The sequence below is a fragment of the Marinoscillum sp. HNIBRBA16962 genome (assembly GCF_057801515.1).
Genome location: NZ_CM173603.1, coordinates 973,720 through 991,494, shown reverse-complemented (window position 1 = coordinate 991,494; position 17,775 = coordinate 973,720). Strand labels below are relative to the sequence as shown.

The following is a 17,775-nucleotide window of genomic DNA, read 5'->3' as shown; positions in this document are numbered from 1 at the left end:
ATATTCCCATGATGATTTAATTTTCCGGCATGAAAAAAATCGCATTACTCCTTCTGGGAATGATCACCCTGGCGTGTAGCCAAAAAACTTTCAAAACCAAATGGTTGGAAGAGTCGGCTCCCGAATCCTTCAAAGCCCGCTTTGAAACCACAAAAGGCAGCTTCGATATTTATGCAGAACGGGAATGGTCTCCCGAAGGAGTAGACCGGCTCTACCAGCTGATCAAACATGGTTTTTACACCGACATAGCTCTGTTCAGGGTGGTTCCCGATTTTGTGGTACAATTTGGCATCCATGCTGACAGTGCTGCCAACGCCGCCTGGAGAGCACATAAAGTAGCCGATGAGCCTGTAGTGAAGAAAAACGAAAAAGCTACGATCTCTTTCGCACGTGGAGGACCACAAACCCGCAGCACACAAATATTCATCAACCTGAAAAGCAACAGCCCCTACCTGGATGAAACGGACTACAGCGGTGTGAAAGGCTTTCCTGTAGTAGCTGAGGTAACGGACGGAATGGATGTGGTGGGATCATTCTATGATGAGTACGGTGGCGAACCTGCCATGCATCAGGACTCTATCTACGCCAAAGGAAATGATTATCTGAAAAGAAACTATCCGGAGCTGGATTATATCAAAGAGGCTTATTTACTGAAGGAGTAAATAGTCCTGTGAGAAAACTTTAGAACCATTCTCCCCTATAAATTCCCAATGGGTTAAGTCGATTTAAGAATGGCCTGATAAGTCTTTCACAATGCTCATGTTTTAGTTGTTTGTATCTGTGGACTGAATCTGCAAGAAGGAGTATATGTTGTGTTGAGTCTAGCTTGAATGGGTTTTCTTGAAATATTTTTAACACTTCAGCTTTTAAGGTAAATAAATACGGATCCATATTCCTGTCAGGAATTAATAATTGATAATCACCTAAATCACTGATATATAACAGAGAATCAACTTCAAACAGATATGGATTGTCCTCTTTGTTGTAAATGACTATGGTTGAATCATTGATGCGCTTCCAGTTAGAAACTTTGTGTACTCTGGATAGAAATGGTGGGCCATCACTCCAATGTCTGGCATAAATAGTAGAATCTTTAAATATTATTGCTTTCTGGGAAAATTCACCGTTTTTGAATACTGGATAGAGTCGATTTTCCAGTTCGAAGTTTTTTCCCCGGTTCATTACAATGCAGGAGCTTAGAAAAACACATAGAATTAAAACATTATGCTTCATGGTGAAGAAATGCTTTTTGTCTGTCCAAGCTACAAAAACCTCTCATACAACACAATGAAAAAATTAGAAAGAGAGCCTTACAGGATCTGAAATGGCTCTCTTAAAGACATTTGCACAGACTAGCTCTGATCAGGGGAGAAATGAAATATTAACTCTATAACCTTCAATCGGAGAATTCCCCCTTAACAAAGGGGGAGACAGGGGGTTATACCCGACAGTTGATCGTTGGACTTTATGAAGTCCTTCTCCCCTGGGAGAAGGATTTTCCCGAGGGGATTCCTTTGGAAAGGATGAGGTCAAAACAAAGCCACCCTCACAACAAGTGCAAGGATGGCTTTAGGTTATCGGAAAGTGATGTTTTAGTCGTGTCTATTGGATTCCGTAAAGCTTCTTACCAGCCTCCTCATATTTATCCCCTTCTGTCCAGAAGATCTCATCTGTACGATTCCCAATGAGGGTCACCGCATAGATGAAGGATTTGGAATACTTCGTAAGATAATCATAATCCAGCGTATTGGCCTCATCCGCAGGCTGATGATAGTACTTGGTGATCTCTTCATTCATCTCGGTATAGCCCGGATCAAAGGATACGGACGGCACACCTTTCGCAGCAAAGCTCACATTATCCGACCGGTCGTAATAGTTTTCTTCCGGAAGCGGATCATCAATGGCTGTCAGGCCAAAAGCCTCTGCAGCCTGTGTAAAAAGTGGCGTCACCGAAGTTCGGTGAAAACCTACTACGGTTACTTTAGAAGTGTCATTGTAGCCTCCGGTATCCGTATTTAGATCAAAGACCGTTTTCTCAAGCGGGAAGATCGGGTGCTCTGCATACCATCGGCTACCCAACAGACCCTTTTCTTCAGCATTACAGGCAAGGAAAGCCACTGATCTTTTCGGAGGGTTTTTGGCAAGGTATTCCGCTGCAGTCAGCATGTTACCAATGCCTATTCCATTGTCACGAGCGCCATTCCAGATAGAGTCACCCTCTACCTGACTTACGCCCACATGATCCAGATGCGCCGAGATCATCACATACTCATCTTTCAATTCCGGATCTGTTCCTTCAATATAACCAACCACGTTGGGCACTTTGATGGAGTTATTCGCCTGCCCTTTGATGGTCATCGTGGCTTCTGTACCCTGATTTTCTTCAAAAAATGCCAGCAGCTCACTTTCATCCAGCAGCCATGCAGATGGGAAGGTCGATTTTCCTTCACCTTCGCCCTGGTCAAGCCGGTACTTCTCACCTGAGAAATAATATTTGATCAGCCTCCAGGGGTACCTCCCAGGCTTAAAGAGTTCGATCAGCCCCACGCCACCTGCTTTTTCTACCAGCTGTTGCTTTTGAATGGTGTAGGGAGTCAGCCGCTCCTCGGGATTTCCATTGCCCACTTTTGCGACCACCATTTTGCCTTCCAGATCCAGACCTTCCAGATCCTCCTCCAAGCCATAGCCTACGTAGATCACCTCTCCGGTAAACGTTCCATTGCTTGAAGTGTAAAAAACCATATCCTCACCCAGCTCAAACTCACGTTCACCTACAGTCAGAGTAGCAGCCTGCGGACTCACTTCTTTCACCAGGGAAACAGGTTGAAAATAGCTGTCCATGCCAGGCGCCATTTTTACACCGTAAGACCGGAACCGCTCCGCAATGTATCGCGTTGCAATTTCGTTTTCGATGGTCCCCGTATTTCTGCCTCGTAGCTCATCTGAGGCCATGAAATAAATATGAGACTTGATCTCAGATTTTTTTACACTTTCATCAATGGATTTCACTGCTTTCTGAGCAGTAGCCGTCCAGAAAACAAGCAGCAACATTATGGCAACCAGGTTCTTATTTTTCATGTGTTAGTTCATTTCTATTTGACGAATGTATTCAAAACATCCGATTTGAGAAATCAGGATTTTTTGATCGGCGGATTTTTGTTGTTGAAGGTGAATCAGAAAACAAAAAGGCCCCTGATCTTCACCAGGAGCCTTTACAAATTTTGCTTGATTTTTTATTTAAATTTTGGTCGCTTCATTCCGGGGAAGTTCTCATCAAAGAAATCTCCGTATTCGCCGATGGTCTTTTTCATATCCTTTCTCAGCCAAAGAATACCCACCAGGTTAGGAAGGGTCATCAGAGCAATGGTAATCGCTGAAAGGGTCCAGATGATCGTAGTATCCTGGAACGCAGCAAAGAAAAACGCCACCACGTAAACGATCCGGTAGTAGATCACGGATTTTGCACCAAACAGGTAGGTCATGGCCCGGTCTCCGTAATAGGACCAGCTGATCGCCGTACTAAAGGCAAACAACAATAGGCCTATAGAAACAATGTACTGACCGTATTCGCCAAAGAAGCCCTTGTTAAAAGCTAAAGCTGTGAGTGGGGCGCTATGGACCAGCGATCTCCCGATAAATTTCAGTGGCCGCTCATCGACAATCGTCCCATTTCCTACTTTGATGTATCCGGAGAAAACTTCATCCGTCAAAAGGCCTTCATTTTTATAGACCATGATGTCATCGGCAAAGCTTCGGGCATGTATGAAAGTAATATCATCATTTTGGATCTTACCATCCACCACATTCAGTGTTCCGGTAAAGGTCGCTTCCCGCTCGATATTATTCAGATGCTGATATATCCGTTCTTTATGTTCCGGATTGCTCTCAACATACTGATTTTGCAGGATCTCTATTTCAGAATACTCAAACTGGTTGACATGCTTTTCTGCCCACACCCCGGAAGACAACAGCACCAACCCGGTAACGGTACAGATAATGATGGTATCAATGAATGGCTCCAGGATTGCTACCATCCCTTCAGAAAGCGGTTCGTTCGCTTTTGCGGAAGCGTGAGCGATAGGTGCAGACCCCTGGCCGGCTTCATTGGAAAACAACCCACGGTTTACACCACGGTTAAAAGCAAATGCCAGGTTAGCGCCGATAAAGCCTCCCGTCGCAGCTGAACCCGTAAAAATATCACCGAAAATAGCCGCTATGGATGGTATGATGTTCTCATAATTAAAAAAGATCACTGCAAATGCTCCAATGAAATAAATGATTGCCATGCCAGGCACCAGCTTGGAAGTAACTGCTGCGATTCGCTTAATTCCACCAATGATCACAAGGCCAAGAAGAACAGCCAGCACAGCTCCTGTGATCACCTGGTTCAGCCCAAAGGTGGCCAGCATGGTACTGGAAATGCTATTGATCTGCGGCAGACTGCCTGTACCAAAAGAGGAAAGCACGGTAGCTACAGCGAAAATTGCCGCCAGCCATTTGAGATTTACTTTTTTACCTCCAAGCTTAAAGTTTGCATTTCGCATGTAATACATAGGTCCTCCGGCCATGGTACCGTCTTCCAGCTTCGTACGGTACTTATGTGAGAGTGAAACCTCCACAAACTTGGTACACATACCAAAGGCGGCAGTCACCAGCATCCAGAACAGAGCTGCCGGACCGCCTAAGTGAACGGCGAAAGCTACTCCGGCTATATTACCCGTTCCCACGGTACCTGAAAGTGCCGTTGCCAGGGCCTGAAAGTGAGACGTGTCACCCGGTAGGTCCTCTCGATCATATTTACCGGTAACTATCCTTAACGCATGGCGAAAAAACCGGATCTGGGGAAATTTTAAGTAAATCGTAAAGAAGAGTCCGGTGCCCAGAAGTGCATACGGGAACCAGGGCGCACTGCCAATAAAACTATCGATGAGTTTTAGAAATTCATTGACTTCAAGCATAAAAATTTAGTGTTGGGTTGTGTTTATAATCCGACAAAAATAACCATTCTGATCAATCGCAGGTGATTCTCAGGTACCTTTGAGCGTATTCACCCAATATTTATCAAAATGAAAAGAAAAAACATCTCCTCAGGGGCCAGGTGGGAAGATATTGTTGGTTATAGCAGAGCAGTCAGGATCGGAAATACCATAGAGGTATCAGGAACAGTAGCTGTAGATGGTGACAAAGTCCTGGCTGATAACCCTTATGAAGAAACGAAGATCATTCTGCAAAAAATAGAGAAAGTACTCCGTGAGGCCGGAGCTAACCTGAATGATGTGATACGTACCCGTATGTTTGTCACAGACATCAGCAAATGGGAGGATATAGGCAGAGCTCATGGTGAGGTTTTTGGTGAAATAAAACCTGCTACTTCCATGGTGCAGGTAGCAGGTCTGATTGATAGCAGGCTGACCGTGGAGATTGAAGTAACTGCAGTCGTTACGGAGCAACCATGATTAGTAAGCTCCCATGTCAAAACACCATTTGGTTAAACCTACTTTGTTAAAGCATATTGAATGATCATAATGGAGTATGGGTTTGATACAAATATTCCCCCTTTTCTTGCAAAGGGGGCGATGGGGGTTATAGAAAAATTTATCAAACCCATACTCCTTGCTGCTTGTCGCAAACTTGACAGAGTAGGATTAACTTACTTGAATAATGCTTTTATTCTTAGAAAGAAGTGATTAATTTGGATTTTTTTAATTTTAAATTACATTTAATGAAACTATCACAGCTAATTATCCCTTTATTTTTAATCGCTCTAATTTTTACCACTTCTTGTTCAAAAGACGAAGAAAGTGGACCGTCCTATGAATTTAAAGATCAGAACCTGCAGGGAATGATTGACGGTGAAGCTTTTGTTTTTGGCGAAGGAACTTTTTCTGTCTCTAATGACCAAATCTCCATAGAACTTCTTAGTGATATGGAAACAGAATCCGCATGCGACATTTTCGGTTTCGGAGATCATGTTAGTGCTTTCTTCACCATTCAAAATGAAGTTGGACTTGTGGAACTATCTTTGGACCTGAACTCATTTGAGGATAGTCAAACGGTTACCCTTTTTAATCCGGAAACCACATTAAACATCATTGCTTCTGAAGGAGCAGTTGAGATTACTTCTATCACTGAAACTACCGTTTCAGGAAAGATAGATGCCCGTTCAGATGATGATTACATCAATGGAAACTTCACTGTTTCTGTTTGCGAATAAAATTCTTAATGCATGCAGGTGGATCTTAAAACCTGCATGTATGTTTGATCACCTGATAAATAAAGACGCAGCCTGCCTGGTCGGCAAAAGCTCCTCGTCTTGCGAAAGGACGTTCATTTTTTTCTTTTCCCTAACTTAGCTTTAAGTTTTTCTAAGAAGCTGACGTCTTCTGAATCTCTTGATTTTTTACGCCCTTTTACAGCGGCTTTTTTTAATAAATACAGGTCTTCAAGGCTCACAATATTAATAGCAAGTCCATCAACTGCCTTTTTATTAACTCTTTGATACGCATAAATAAAATCAACAGCGTCTAATTTCTTCAAAACTTCGATTCTTAATGGAGGAGAGCCTATTCCTACCATTTTTTGAATGATAAACATTTCTTCATTCAGGCTGTCTTCAGGTATTCCATAACTAACACAAGCAGAAATCATTTTTTTTGCATTTTCTCTGGTAGCATGTATAAATATATCAAGGTCATTTGTCCCCCGAAAATGTCCATAGGCACCCATCGCGTAGCCTCCGATCACCATGTATTCTACTTCATTATTATTGAGTTCATGGATGAATTCTCGGAAGTTTTTGGGAAACTGATTATTCTCAATACTCATCCTCCAAATAATAAATGGTCTTATCCACAAGGGGATCCGTTACATCAATATTTGACATAGCACAGAGAGAAGCAATCAAATCACAATAGGTCCTGAAATTCTCTTCCATTGAATTTTTGAGTGCCATTTCTACTTCACACTCCAATGGGTCTTCATTCTCATCTATGTAACTAATTGTGCGATTATTCATCACTTAAAATTACTTCTTTTTTGAAATAACTCCCTTAACTGAAAAAGGACATCACTGTTTGATAAACAAACGATGCAGCCAGCTTAGCTGTCCGCCCATCATCATAAGTCGGGTTGAGTTCTGCAACGTCCAGGCTGATGACTTTTCCTGATTGCAAAACATGGTGCATCAACTCACGGATCAACTGAGGCAAAACACCAATGGGCGCAGGTGCACTTACGCCCGGCGCAAATGCACCAGAGATGACATCCAGGTCCAGTGTCACATAGATGTGATCTACCTTGTGAACAAATGATTCTATACGCTCCCTCATGAGTGATATAGTATCAAACCTGAGGTCTTCCTGCAACACATAATTTTGGTGATGCTTATTCATTATATTAAATAAGGCGCGGGTATTAGAAGTTTCATTGATCCCGAAGGGTAAATAATGAAAGCCCTCTCCCTGGCTCTGGCATTCATCCAGGATCTGCCTGAACGGCGAGCCGGAGTGAGCTCCCTGAGTATAATTCCTCAAGTCAAAATGCGCATCAAAATTGATGATCCCAATAGACCCTTTTCCCTCCAGGTGATTATGAATACCTTTATGGTGTCCATATGCAATCTCATGTCCACCACCCAGTAGGATGGGAAAATATCCTTGATCCAGCAGCAGTTGTACTTTCACAGCCAATTCACGCTGGGCATCTTCCAGTCTCCCCTGACTGGTAACCACATTTCCAGCATCGAAAAGCCTGTGCTTCTCCAGGTCAAAGTGAACTGCGAGGTTGGACATAGCAGCCCTCAGAGCATCCGGTCCGTCTTTAGCCCCCACTCTGCCCTTATTTCTTCTTACCCCTTCATCTGAGACAAACCCCAGAAATGCAATGTCAGCCTGCTCCGACACAGCAATCGTATCCTTTAAATCCAGGGTTCGGATTATGTGATGCCACAAATAATCCAACTTTGTTTGCTCCGGATCATTTCTTCCTTTCCATACTGCCTGGTCGGGTGACTGATACATGATTAGCCTGTTTTAATTCCATTTTTCCAAACTGCTGAAGGCTTTATCTTTCCCTGATTATAGAAAATATCCCTGTAATCCGCCAGATCAAAGGCCATAAAGTCAGCTAAATAACCGGGAGCAAGAACGCCACGATCCTTTAGACCTAGGGCAGCAGCGGCCCGAAAGGTAACTCCTGCAAATAGCTCGGCAGAGGTGAGCCTTTCGTAAATCCCTAAAATGGCCGTTTGCACCAGCAAATCACCCATAGGTGCGGATCCCGGATTCCAGTCTGTTGCAATAGCCAGTCCTGCACCTTCATCCAAAAGTCTGCGAGCGGGGGTGAACTGCATCCCCAAACCCAGGGAAGCTCCCGGAAGCGCGACAGACATTACATCCGAGTTAGCTAATGCCTTAATATCCTCCTCGCCGGATGCTTCCAGATGATCCGCACTCTGGGCCATGAGGTCCACAGCCAGCCTGGATCCACCTGTAGTAAACTGATCGGCATGTACGGTGAGGTTGAACCCCAGCTTTTTGGCAGCCATCAGATAAGGTTTCGCCAGCTCAACAGGAAAAGCATTATCCTCCACAAAAATATCTATGCGCCGTGAAAGACCTTTTACCAAAACCTGAGGTAATAACTCATTCTCCAGGTACTTTAAAAATGCTTCTCTCTCAAAATCCTTCGGGCAAACATGTGCGGCCAGACAGGTTGGGATCAGGTCGGCACTTACTTCCGCCTGACCTGAGCGAATTGCTTCCAGCAGTTTTAGTTCATGCTCCTTGATCAGTCCATACCCGCTCTTTACTTCAATGGTAGTTATACCGTCCCTCAAATGGCGATTTGCCCTGGCGACCAGGTTTTTAATGAGGTCTTCTTTGGAGGCTTCCTGTGTTTTGGATACCGAATCAAAGATGCCTCCTCCGGCCGCAAGAATATCCTGGTAGGATTTCCCGGCCATGCGCATGGTATAATCGCGAGCTCTGTTACCGCCCCAAATCAAATGGGTATGACAGTCTACCATAGATGGCAGCAGAACCTGTGTTGTGCTCACCGTTTCGACTTCATAATCCCTGAAATTAAATGAACTGAAAACATCTACTTTTACAATCCGCTCTCCTTCAAGAACGATACCGCCATCTTCAATAATAACCAGCTGGTCATCCGAAAGAGCGCCTTTTAAGGGCAGGTCCTGAAGGGTGATTATCTGTCTGAATGGGCCAATGAGCTTTTGCATAGATAATGGGGCTTAGGCGAGCAAAGCTAGTGCCTAATGGCACAAATAATCAAGGGAAACAGTAAACTGGCAATCAACTATATATGACACATTTTAATGTAGTATAAATTCTGCAACTTAACACTAGTAAAATCTGCAAGCCTAATATCCATATTTATCTTTCCATCGATTTCTCAAAAACTTCCGCAACTCCTCTTCACGCGGATTTTTGCCCGGATCGTAAAATTTGGTGTTTTTAATTTCCTCCGGCAAAAATTCCATCGCAGCGAAATTGCCTTCATAGGCATGAGCATACTTGTATCCTTCTCCGTACCCCTGATCTTTCATGAGCTTAGTGGGAGCATTGCGGATAGCCATGGGCACCGGCAGATCTCCGGTCCTGGCCACTTCACTCTGGGCTCGGTTGATAGCCTCGTAGCTGGCATTGCTTTTGGGCGAGCTGGCCAGGTAGGTTACACATTGCGACAAAATGATGCGGGACTCCGGGTAACCAATTACGTTGACAGCCTGGAAGGTAGTAGTGGCCATCACCAGGGCAGTCGGGTTGGCATTGCCAATATCCTCTGATGCCAGGATCACTAAACGCCGGGCTATAAACTTTACGTCCTCGCCTCCTTCTATCATCCGAGCCAGGTAGTATACGGCAGCATTGGGATCACTACCCCGGATCGACTTGATAAACGCCGATATGATATCATAGTGCATCTCCCCCTTCTTATCATACAGCACCGTCTTTCGCTGAGCCACATCAATAACCCGCTCATCCGTAACTGCAATGGTCTTTTCTTTTTCATGACTCTTGATGACCAGCTCCAGCAGATTCAAAAGCTTACGAGCATCGCCACCACTGAGATTAAAGAGCGCTTCTGTCTCTTTTAGTTTTACTGAGAGCTTTTTCAATTCATGATCTTCGGATAATGCCTTATCAACGATCAGTTTCAAATGCGACTTATCCAAATGCGCCAGGGTATAAACCTGGCATCTGCTTAAAAGGGCAGCATTTACTTCAAAGCTTGGATTTTCTGTTGTCGCTCCTATCAGCGTAATTGTTCCTTTCTCTACGGCTCCAAGCAAAGCATCCTGCTGAGACTTATTAAAGCGATGGATCTCATCAATAAACAATATGGCCTTACTCCCCGCCCGGATGTTGTTAATTACATCCCGGACATCCTTCACTCCCGAGCTTATAGCGCTCAGTGTATGAAAAGGCATCTTCACCTGGTTGGCAATGATGTTGGCCAGGGTCGTTTTACCCGTGCCGGGCGGCCCCCATAAGATCATCGATGGTATCCTGCCGGACTCTATAGACCGCTTCAGGATTCCACTTTCACCAACAAGATGTTCCTGACCGATCAATTCCTCTACATTGGAGGGTCGCATACGTTCTGCTAATGGAGAATTATCCTGAAACATGCTCATTCGCTAACTTTAATATTTAAATTTAAATTAAAGGGAATCTAACCAATTATGAAATATCTAATTACCAGCCTGACAGTCCTACTGCTTTTTAATCTTTGCAAGTCACAATCGAGGAGCGAAGATAGCGTCCAGCTAGCCCAAACCATTGAGTGGTTAGAAGATAAGCTTACCTACCATTATTACAACGTGGATGATGACGAATGGTGGATAAATCGATTTACCTATAACCACGGAAGTAAAACCATTACCATTAAAAACATCGCCTCACCCAAGCCTTTGGCCGTGACGGATAAGACTTACCTTGAGCTCAATTTTGAAATAAACGAGCTAAACCCGTATACAATCAGTGTTGAGGAAAGGGAGGCCAATGCCGGCAGATTGGTAAAAGGGAAAACCATCCGGGTGGGAGCTTACGATGATAATGCCATACGGCGAACCCGGAATGGAAGACTTTCCACACGGCAATCCTTTATTTACTTTTCGATCCCCGAATTTTTCGAAGATAGTGTCAAGAGCTACACACAGTCTATAGCAGATAAGCTGACATTAGCTATTCAGCTATCCACAAAACTATACCCCAGTGAAAACACTAAAGAAAACATGACGACTATCAAAGCTCTGATGTACGGACGGTTTAAGTCAGGGGACAGTTACTGGGTGTTCCGACAACCCTTCCCGGAGCTTTTTGAAGTACTGGAGCTTAATGCTGAGCTGGAGCTAATTGGTATGCGGTACCTGAGAATGCCTGACGAGGATACGTTTTCTGAGCTTACTAAAATAAACCCAACAAGTCCTCCCGAGATCTATACGATGAATATGGACCCTGAAAACGGACTACTGTTTGCATCAGGAGAAAATACGATGCTCTTTCAGACAAAAAACCAGTTTACTTTCAATGAGAACGGGAAGGAGTATGTATTTATCCGCGATGGCTCATTTGACCGAAGTAAAGCCAAATACCGTTAAAAATAAGCTCCTTGTACAATCAATCGAGTAGGAGACAAAGGTAGGTAATTACTCCCAACTTTGTCGTCCTCTCACATGCTTGCGCTGAAGCTTCAGCATAGTCGCCACCACCCAGCGTACGTCTATCGTACTTGGCGGTTTCTTTAAATATTAAACCATAGTGTCCTGACAGGCTAAGTACCTCTGCCCCATTCTTCTGCTCCTGGCAGATGCATCTGAACTCCACGGTATTTGTCTGTTCTCTTAAGGTTATTACAGTTTACAGGTAACTGCTCTTTGATTTAAAGATTTGGCCCTTCCCTAAGATGGTTATTGATTCATTTTCAATCGGTACTATGGCCGCTGCTGACTTCCTGACACCCCTCGGCAACACAGGACCTACCATGTTAAGGCTACATCCTCCCTGCTGATACCACAGCATTTATCACCCAGGGTTATGTTTGACTTTTGGGCTTCAGTGTCTATTGCCACCTTGTCCCCTTGGTAGACCTTATATGCTGTTCCTGTTCGTTGGCACCAGCTTTTGCTTTAGGCTTCTTTTGCGGACGGCTAGTCAGATCCCCGATTACTCGGGGCACCCTTGCCATCAGCTAATGATTCCCGTCAAATAGGCTCATTCAGGACTTTAACCCTATAGAATGTTGCCATGCAGGCAAACAAAAAGCCGGAATGAAACACTCCGGCTTTAATATCTTTTCTGATTCTGAGAACAGATTGATTATCCATTCATGGAAACCAGGAACTCGTCGTTGTTTCTGGTTCCTTTCATTTTGCTGAGTAAGAACTCCATGGCTTCATTACTATTCATATCTGCCATAAACTTCCTCAGGATCCATACTCGACTAAGCTCTTCTTTATCCATCAGCAGGTCCTCACGACGCGTACCAGATGCAGGCACATCAATCGCAGGGTAAACACGCTTATTGGACAGTTTTCTGTCAAGCTGCAGCTCCATGTTACCCGTTCCCTTGAATTCCTCAAAGATCACCTCATCCATTTTAGAGCCAGTCTCGATCAGCGCTGTAGCAATGATGGTCAAAGATCCACCATTTTCTACATTTCTCGCTGCACCAAAGAATCGCTTAGGCTTGTGAAGTGCATTGGCATCCACACCACCGGAAAGGATCTTTCCTGAAGAAGGCACTACTGTATTGTAAGCTCTTGCCAAACGGGTAATAGAATCCAGCAGGATCACAACGTCGTGACCGCACTCTACCATACGTTTTGCTTTTTCCAGCACTATGCTTGCAACTTTTACATGCTTTTCAGCCTGCTCATCAAAGGTGGAAGCAATTACTTCTGCTTTTACAGATCGTGCCATATCAGTTACCTCCTCTGGTCGCTCATCGATCAGCAGGATCATCAGGTAACATTCCGGATGGTTCTCCGCAATGGCATTGGCTACATTTTTCAGCAACACTGTCTTACCGGTCTTAGGCTGCGCCACGATCATACCCCGCTGACCTTTCCCTATTGGGGCAAAAAGGTCCAAAATTCGCGTGGAGTAATTATCAGGTTTGGTACTGAGCTTTAATTTCTGTTCAGGGAATAGCGGAGTTAAGTACTCAAAAGCCACCCGGTCTCTGATCTCCTCAGTAGTCTTGCCATTTACACTTTCTACCCGGAGCAGTGCAAAATACTTCTCTCCGTCTTTCGGGGGTCTTATCTGACCTTTTACAGTATCTCCGGTTTTCAGTCCGAAAAGCTTGATCTGAGAAGGAGAAACGTAAATATCATCCGGGCTGGCCAGGTAGTGATAGTCACTTGAGCGCAAGAAGCCATAACCGTCTTGCATGATCTCCAGAACACCTTCGTTCTCGATCACACCATCAAAATCTTTGACGTCTTCATTAAACTGGGCCTTTTTGCTTCTGTGATCACGCCTGTCCCCTCTATCGTTTCTATCGCTCTTCTGATCTCTATTATCTTTCTGATCTTTGGGCTGTTCTTTATTCTCTTTTGCCCCCTGATTAGATTTCTTAGAATCGATACTGGTATCTGCTTTTTTAGTGGTCTCGTCTATCTCTATATCCAGAGACTTCAATAGATCATCAGCGCTTTTGCTGCTGTCTTTTTGCCCTTCGGGAGAGTCTTTTACATTCTCTCTTTTCTTTTTTGGAGCTTTTTTAGCAGGCTTCTCTTTTTCCTGAGTGGATTTATTTTCTTCTTTCTTGATCTTTTTGATTTCGCTTTCAGGAAGCGTAGCCTGCTTATCAAGAATCTCGTAAATAAGGTCTTTTTTTGCTGTTTTTTTAGCGTTTTTAACGCCAAGATCTTCGGCTATTTCTCTCAGTTCAGAAAGGAGCCTTACACTCAAATCGTCTAAAGTGTACATAAATCAAAATTGTGGGTTTTAATAACGGGTCCGCTGGTTAGAAACTGCGGGTTTGTGAAATAAAATAATCGAAATGGATAAAAATTAAGTGATAGTCACTTGAATTGATGCACAAGTATATGCCAACGCAACTTATTTAGCAAATATAAAGAAAAGAATTCTATAAGGCATTATCACTCAATTTTTACTCCCCGCCGGTTTCTTTATTATAGAGAATGCCCTTTAATTTGCACACTTAACTAAAACGTGCTCTGATGTTACAAGTTTCAGCTGTCCGGGAAAACCTGGAAATTTTTATTAAAAGATTGGAAAAAAGAGGCCTGAAAGATGTCTCTTCCCTTTTAAATGAGCTAATTGACCTGGATGACCGACGAAAAAAAACACAGCAATCTCTGGATGACATCAAAGCCAGATCAAACCAGCTGGCCAAACAAATCGGACAGTTGTATAAGGAAGGTAAAAAAGATGAAGCCGAAGCTGCTAAACAGGAAACCTCTGCACTAAAAGAAGAAAACAAAAAGCTGGGTGAAGCGCTTTCCGGCCTGGAAAATCAGCTAAAAGAAAAACTGTATAACATTCCTAATATACCTCATGAGTCCGTCCCGGCAGGAAGGAGTGATGAGGATAATGAGGTGGTGAAGCTGGAGGACGCCAACATTCCTGAGCTAAGTCCTGACGCTAAACCACACTGGGACCTCATTGCCGAATATAACATTATCGATTTTGAGCTGGGGAATAAGGTAACGGGCGCCGGTTTTCCTTTTTACATGAAAGAGGGAGCCCGGATGATACGCGCTATGGTCAACTACTTTCTGGATCAGGCGCTGGAGGCGGGATACATGGAGGTACAGCCTCCCATACTTATCAATGAAGACTCCGGCTATGGTACCGGACAGCTTCCGGACAAAGAGGGGCAGATGTACGGGATCACAGATTCCAATTTATTCTTAATTCCTACTGCCGAGGTACCCATCACTAATATTTATCGTGATGTCATACTTGATGAAGCCAGTTTACCCATTAAACATGTGGGCTATACACCTTGCTTCAGAAGAGAGGCAGGATCATGGGGATCACACGTGAGGGGACTAAACCGACTTCACCAGTTTGATAAAGTAGAGATCGTGCAAATAGCCCATCCTGACAAGTCCTATCAGGTGCTTGATGAAATGGTCGCTCATGTAGAAGGACTTATCAAATCGCTTGGTCTGCCTTACCGCATTTTGCGTCTTTGCGGTGGCGATCTGGGATTTACCTCCGCGCTTACTTATGACTTTGAGGTCTACTCAGCAGCACAGAAAAAATGGCTGGAGGTAAGCTCCGTATCAAACTTTGAAAACTATCAGGCAAACAGACTAAAGCTGCGATTTAAGGATGCAAGTGGTAAGAAAATACTTGCCAACACTTTGAATGGATCTGCGTTAGCGCTTCCTCGTATACTGGCGGCTATTCTGGAAAATGGTCAAAAAGATAATGAGATCATGATCCCTGAAGTCCTTCAACCTTATACTGGTTTCAAAAGCATCAGAAAATAACCGCTCATATAATATAGGGGGTTAAGCAAACCTTAAAAGGTCTTGTTGAATTATCTTCATAGCTACAACCAACAAAATCATATTAGTAATGAAGAGACTACTACACCTGTTGGTATCGGGCTTGCTTTGCGCCTGCCAGACAAGTACTGATACACAGCAACAAACTGACCTGAACTACCCTGAGACTAAAAAGGTAGATACAGTAGACACTTATTTTGGGGTGAAGGTCCCTGACCCTTACAGGTGGCTGGAGGATGACAGGTCGCAAGAAACTGCAGCATGGGTAAAAGCCCAGAATGAAGTAACCTTTGCGTACCTGGAGTCTATTCCGTTTAGAGATAAACTGGAGGAGCGCTTAAAAACACTCTTTGACTATGAAAGAGTATCAGCTCCTTCCAAACATGGAAAATATGAATATTTCTTCAAAAATGACGGTCTTCAAAATCAAAGTGTCTGGTACCGCAGGCAATCCATTGATGATGAACCGGAAGTGTTTCTTGACCCGAATAAATTTTCAGATGATGGCACCATCTCACTGGCCGGGTCAGAGTTCACAGAAGACGGCAGCCTCCTGGCTTATATGATCTCGATTGGTGGGTCAGATTGGAGAAAAGCGCTGGTTATGGACGCGCAAACAGGGGAAATCGTGGAAGACACCCTTCATAATATCAAATTCAGCGGTGTTTCATGGAAAGGAAAGGAAGGCTTTTACTATTCCTCCTACGATAAACCCGAGGACGGTAGTGAATTGTCCGCCAGGACTCAGTATCACAAACTTTATTTTCATAAGCTAGGCACTCCTCAGTCCGAAGATAAATTGATTTTCGGAGGTGAATCTCAGCCTTACAGGTATATCTTCGGAGGTGTCTCAGAAGACGACAGGTATTTAATCATCGGAGCGGCATCCAGCACAAGCGGGAATGTTTTGTTTATCCAGGACCTGGAAGATCCAAATGGAAAGATCATACCAGTAGATGAAGATATGGAAACCGAGGAGCATGTAGTAACCACAGATGGTGATCGTATTATTATACAAACAAACTACAATGCTCCAAATAAGAAAGTGGCAGAGACTACCATCCAAAACCCATCCACAGAAAGCTGGACTGACCTGATCCCGGAAACCGAAAATGTCTTATCAACCAACTCTGGTGGCGGATACCTTTTTGCCAGCTACCTGGAAGACGCCAAAACAGCTATCATGCAATATGACCTGCAGGGAAAACTTATCAGAAACGTAGAACTGCCCGCTATTGGTACCACATATGGGTTTGGAGGTAAAATGAAGGAAAAAGAGTTTTACTATACTTTCACATCCTTCACCTACCCTTCTACTATTTTCAAATACAATGTGGGAAACGGAAAGTCTGAACTGTATGAACAACCAGATATTGATTTTAACCCGGAAAACTATGTCACTGAGCAGGTTTTCTATAATAGCAAAGATGGCACGGAGGTTCCTATGTTTATCGTATACAAGAAAGGACTGGAAAAAAACAGCAAAAACCCAACCTACCTCTATGCCTATGGCGGGTTTAACGTAAGTTTAAAGCCAACCTTTAGCACATCACGAATTCTCTGGCTGGAAAATGGTGGGATATATGCCCAGCCAAATATTAGAGGGGGAGGAGAATATGGGGAGAAATGGCATAAAGCAGGCACCAAAATGCAGAAACAAAATGTCTTTGACGATTTCATAGCAGCTGGCGAATACCTGACCGAAAACAACTATACCTCCAGTGATTACCTGGCTATTGCAGGCGGGTCTAACGGTGGCCTCCTGGTTGGTGCTACCATGACTCAGCGACCCGACCTGGCAAAGGTAGCTTTCCCGGCCGTTGGCGTAATGGATATGCTTCGGTACCACAAATTCACGGCAGGGGCAGGCTGGGCCTCGGACTATGGTACGTCCGAAGATTCAAAAGAGATGTTTGATTATTTGCTTGGCTACTCCCCGGTACACAACATTGAGGATGGCGTAGACTACCCGGCAACTTTGGTCACCACAGCTGATCATGATGACCGGGTGGTTCCTGCACATTCGTTCAAGTTTGCTGCTGAACTCCAGGAATCGCATGCCGGGGCTAATCCTGTACTGATCCGGATAGAAACTGATGCCGGGCATGGTGCCGGCACTCCTATCTCAAAAACCATAGAGAAAGAAGCCGATAAATATGCTTTTGCCTGGTATAACATGGGTGTCATCCCGGATATTGCCAAAAAGGGCATGTAAAAGCCAGGAAACCTCCCGGAATAAGCCGGGAGGTTCCTTATTTTTGAAT

The 17,775-nt window shown here is 44.1% G+C and carries 15 protein-coding genes; 6 read left to right on the top strand and 9 right to left on the bottom strand.

The annotated features are described in order from the left end of the window. Positions 1–29: 29 nt before the first annotated feature. Positions 30–662 (top strand): peptidylprolyl isomerase, encoded by a 633-nt coding sequence (locus AC3E9V_RS04040; RefSeq protein ID WP_488751907.1) that lies wholly within the window; start codon positions 30–32, stop codon positions 660–662. 19 nt (positions 663–681) lie between these two features. Here the strand turns inward: AC3E9V_RS04040 and AC3E9V_RS04035 are convergent, their stop codons facing one another. From AC3E9V_RS04035 to AC3E9V_RS04025, 3 genes are all read right to left on the bottom strand, one after another. Further along, positions 682–1,182, bottom strand: a complete 501-nt coding sequence (locus tag AC3E9V_RS04035; RefSeq protein ID WP_488751906.1) for a hypothetical protein — start codon at positions 1,180–1,182, stop codon at positions 682–684. A 420-nt stretch (positions 1,183–1,602) separates the two neighbouring features. After that, complete coding sequence (locus AC3E9V_RS04030) at positions 1,603–3,078, bottom strand: M28 family peptidase (protein ID WP_488751905.1); 1,476 nt, start codon at positions 3,076–3,078, stop codon at positions 1,603–1,605. A 155-nt stretch (positions 3,079–3,233) separates the two neighbouring features. After that, on the bottom strand, positions 3,234–4,958 hold the full coding sequence (locus AC3E9V_RS04025) for an alanine/glycine:cation symporter family protein (protein ID WP_488751904.1): 1,725 nt from the start codon (positions 4,956–4,958) through the stop codon (positions 3,234–3,236). Positions 4,959–5,066: 108 nt separating this feature from the next. On the opposite strand from AC3E9V_RS04025, the gene AC3E9V_RS04020 reads away from it, so the two are divergent. Then, a complete protein-coding gene (locus AC3E9V_RS04020) occupies positions 5,067–5,456 on the top strand; it encodes a RidA family protein (protein WP_488751903.1) in 390 nt (129 codons plus the stop codon). A gap of 266 nt (positions 5,457–5,722) precedes the next feature. Continuing rightward, positions 5,723–6,214 carry a hypothetical protein gene (locus AC3E9V_RS04015; protein ID WP_488751902.1) on the top strand — a complete coding sequence of 164 codons (492 nt, stop codon included), beginning with the start codon at positions 5,723–5,725 and terminating at the stop codon, positions 6,212–6,214. A 113-nt stretch (positions 6,215–6,327) separates the two neighbouring features. Here AC3E9V_RS04015 and AC3E9V_RS04010 read toward each other — a convergent pair whose 3' ends face one another. The 5 genes from AC3E9V_RS04010 to AC3E9V_RS03990 all read right to left on the bottom strand — a co-directional run bounded on the left by AC3E9V_RS04010 (position 6,328) and on the right by AC3E9V_RS03990 (position 10,657). Further along, positions 6,328–6,825, bottom strand: coding sequence for a hypothetical protein (locus tag AC3E9V_RS04010; RefSeq protein ID WP_488751901.1), 498 nt, complete (start codon positions 6,823–6,825; stop codon positions 6,328–6,330). Beyond that, positions 6,815–7,015 carry a hypothetical protein gene (locus AC3E9V_RS04005; protein WP_488751900.1) on the bottom strand — a complete coding sequence of 67 codons (201 nt, stop codon included), beginning with the start codon at positions 7,013–7,015 and terminating at the stop codon, positions 6,815–6,817. The genes AC3E9V_RS04010 and AC3E9V_RS04005 overlap by 11 nt, the downstream gene beginning before the upstream one ends. 34 nt (positions 7,016–7,049) lie before the next feature. Then, positions 7,050–8,018 (bottom strand): formimidoylglutamase, encoded by a 969-nt coding sequence (gene hutG, locus AC3E9V_RS04000; protein WP_488751899.1) that lies wholly within the window; start codon positions 8,016–8,018, stop codon positions 7,050–7,052. Positions 8,019–8,020: 2 nt separating this feature from the next. Beyond that, positions 8,021–9,238, bottom strand: coding sequence for an imidazolonepropionase (gene hutI / locus AC3E9V_RS03995; protein WP_488751898.1), 1,218 nt, complete (start codon positions 9,236–9,238; stop codon positions 8,021–8,023). A gap of 141 nt (positions 9,239–9,379) precedes the next feature. Then, on the bottom strand, positions 9,380–10,657 hold the full coding sequence (locus AC3E9V_RS03990) for a replication-associated recombination protein A (protein WP_488751897.1): 1,278 nt from the start codon (positions 10,655–10,657) through the stop codon (positions 9,380–9,382). A gap of 48 nt (positions 10,658–10,705) precedes the next feature. On the opposite strand from AC3E9V_RS03990, the gene AC3E9V_RS03985 reads away from it, so the two are divergent. Beyond that, the gene (locus AC3E9V_RS03985; protein ID WP_488751896.1) at positions 10,706–11,623 is read left to right on the top strand and encodes a hypothetical protein; all 918 of its coding nucleotides are present in this window, start codon (positions 10,706–10,708) and stop codon (positions 11,621–11,623) included. A 718-nt stretch (positions 11,624–12,341) separates the two neighbouring features. Here AC3E9V_RS03985 and rho read toward each other — a convergent pair. Continuing rightward, a complete protein-coding gene (gene rho, locus AC3E9V_RS03980; protein ID WP_488751895.1) occupies positions 12,342–13,958 on the bottom strand; it encodes a transcription termination factor Rho in 1,617 nt (538 codons plus the stop codon). 254 nt (positions 13,959–14,212) lie between these two features. Here rho and serS point away from each other — a divergent pair, with 254 nt between their 5' ends. Together serS and AC3E9V_RS03970 are read left to right on the top strand one after the other, a co-directional pair. After that, positions 14,213–15,493, top strand: coding sequence for a serine--tRNA ligase (serS, locus tag AC3E9V_RS03975; RefSeq protein WP_488751894.1), 1,281 nt, complete (start codon positions 14,213–14,215; stop codon positions 15,491–15,493). Positions 15,494–15,581: 88 nt separating this feature from the next. After that, positions 15,582–17,726 (top strand): prolyl oligopeptidase family serine peptidase, encoded by a 2,145-nt coding sequence (locus tag AC3E9V_RS03970; protein WP_488751893.1) that lies wholly within the window; start codon positions 15,582–15,584, stop codon positions 17,724–17,726. Positions 17,727–17,775 lie beyond the last annotated feature (49 nt).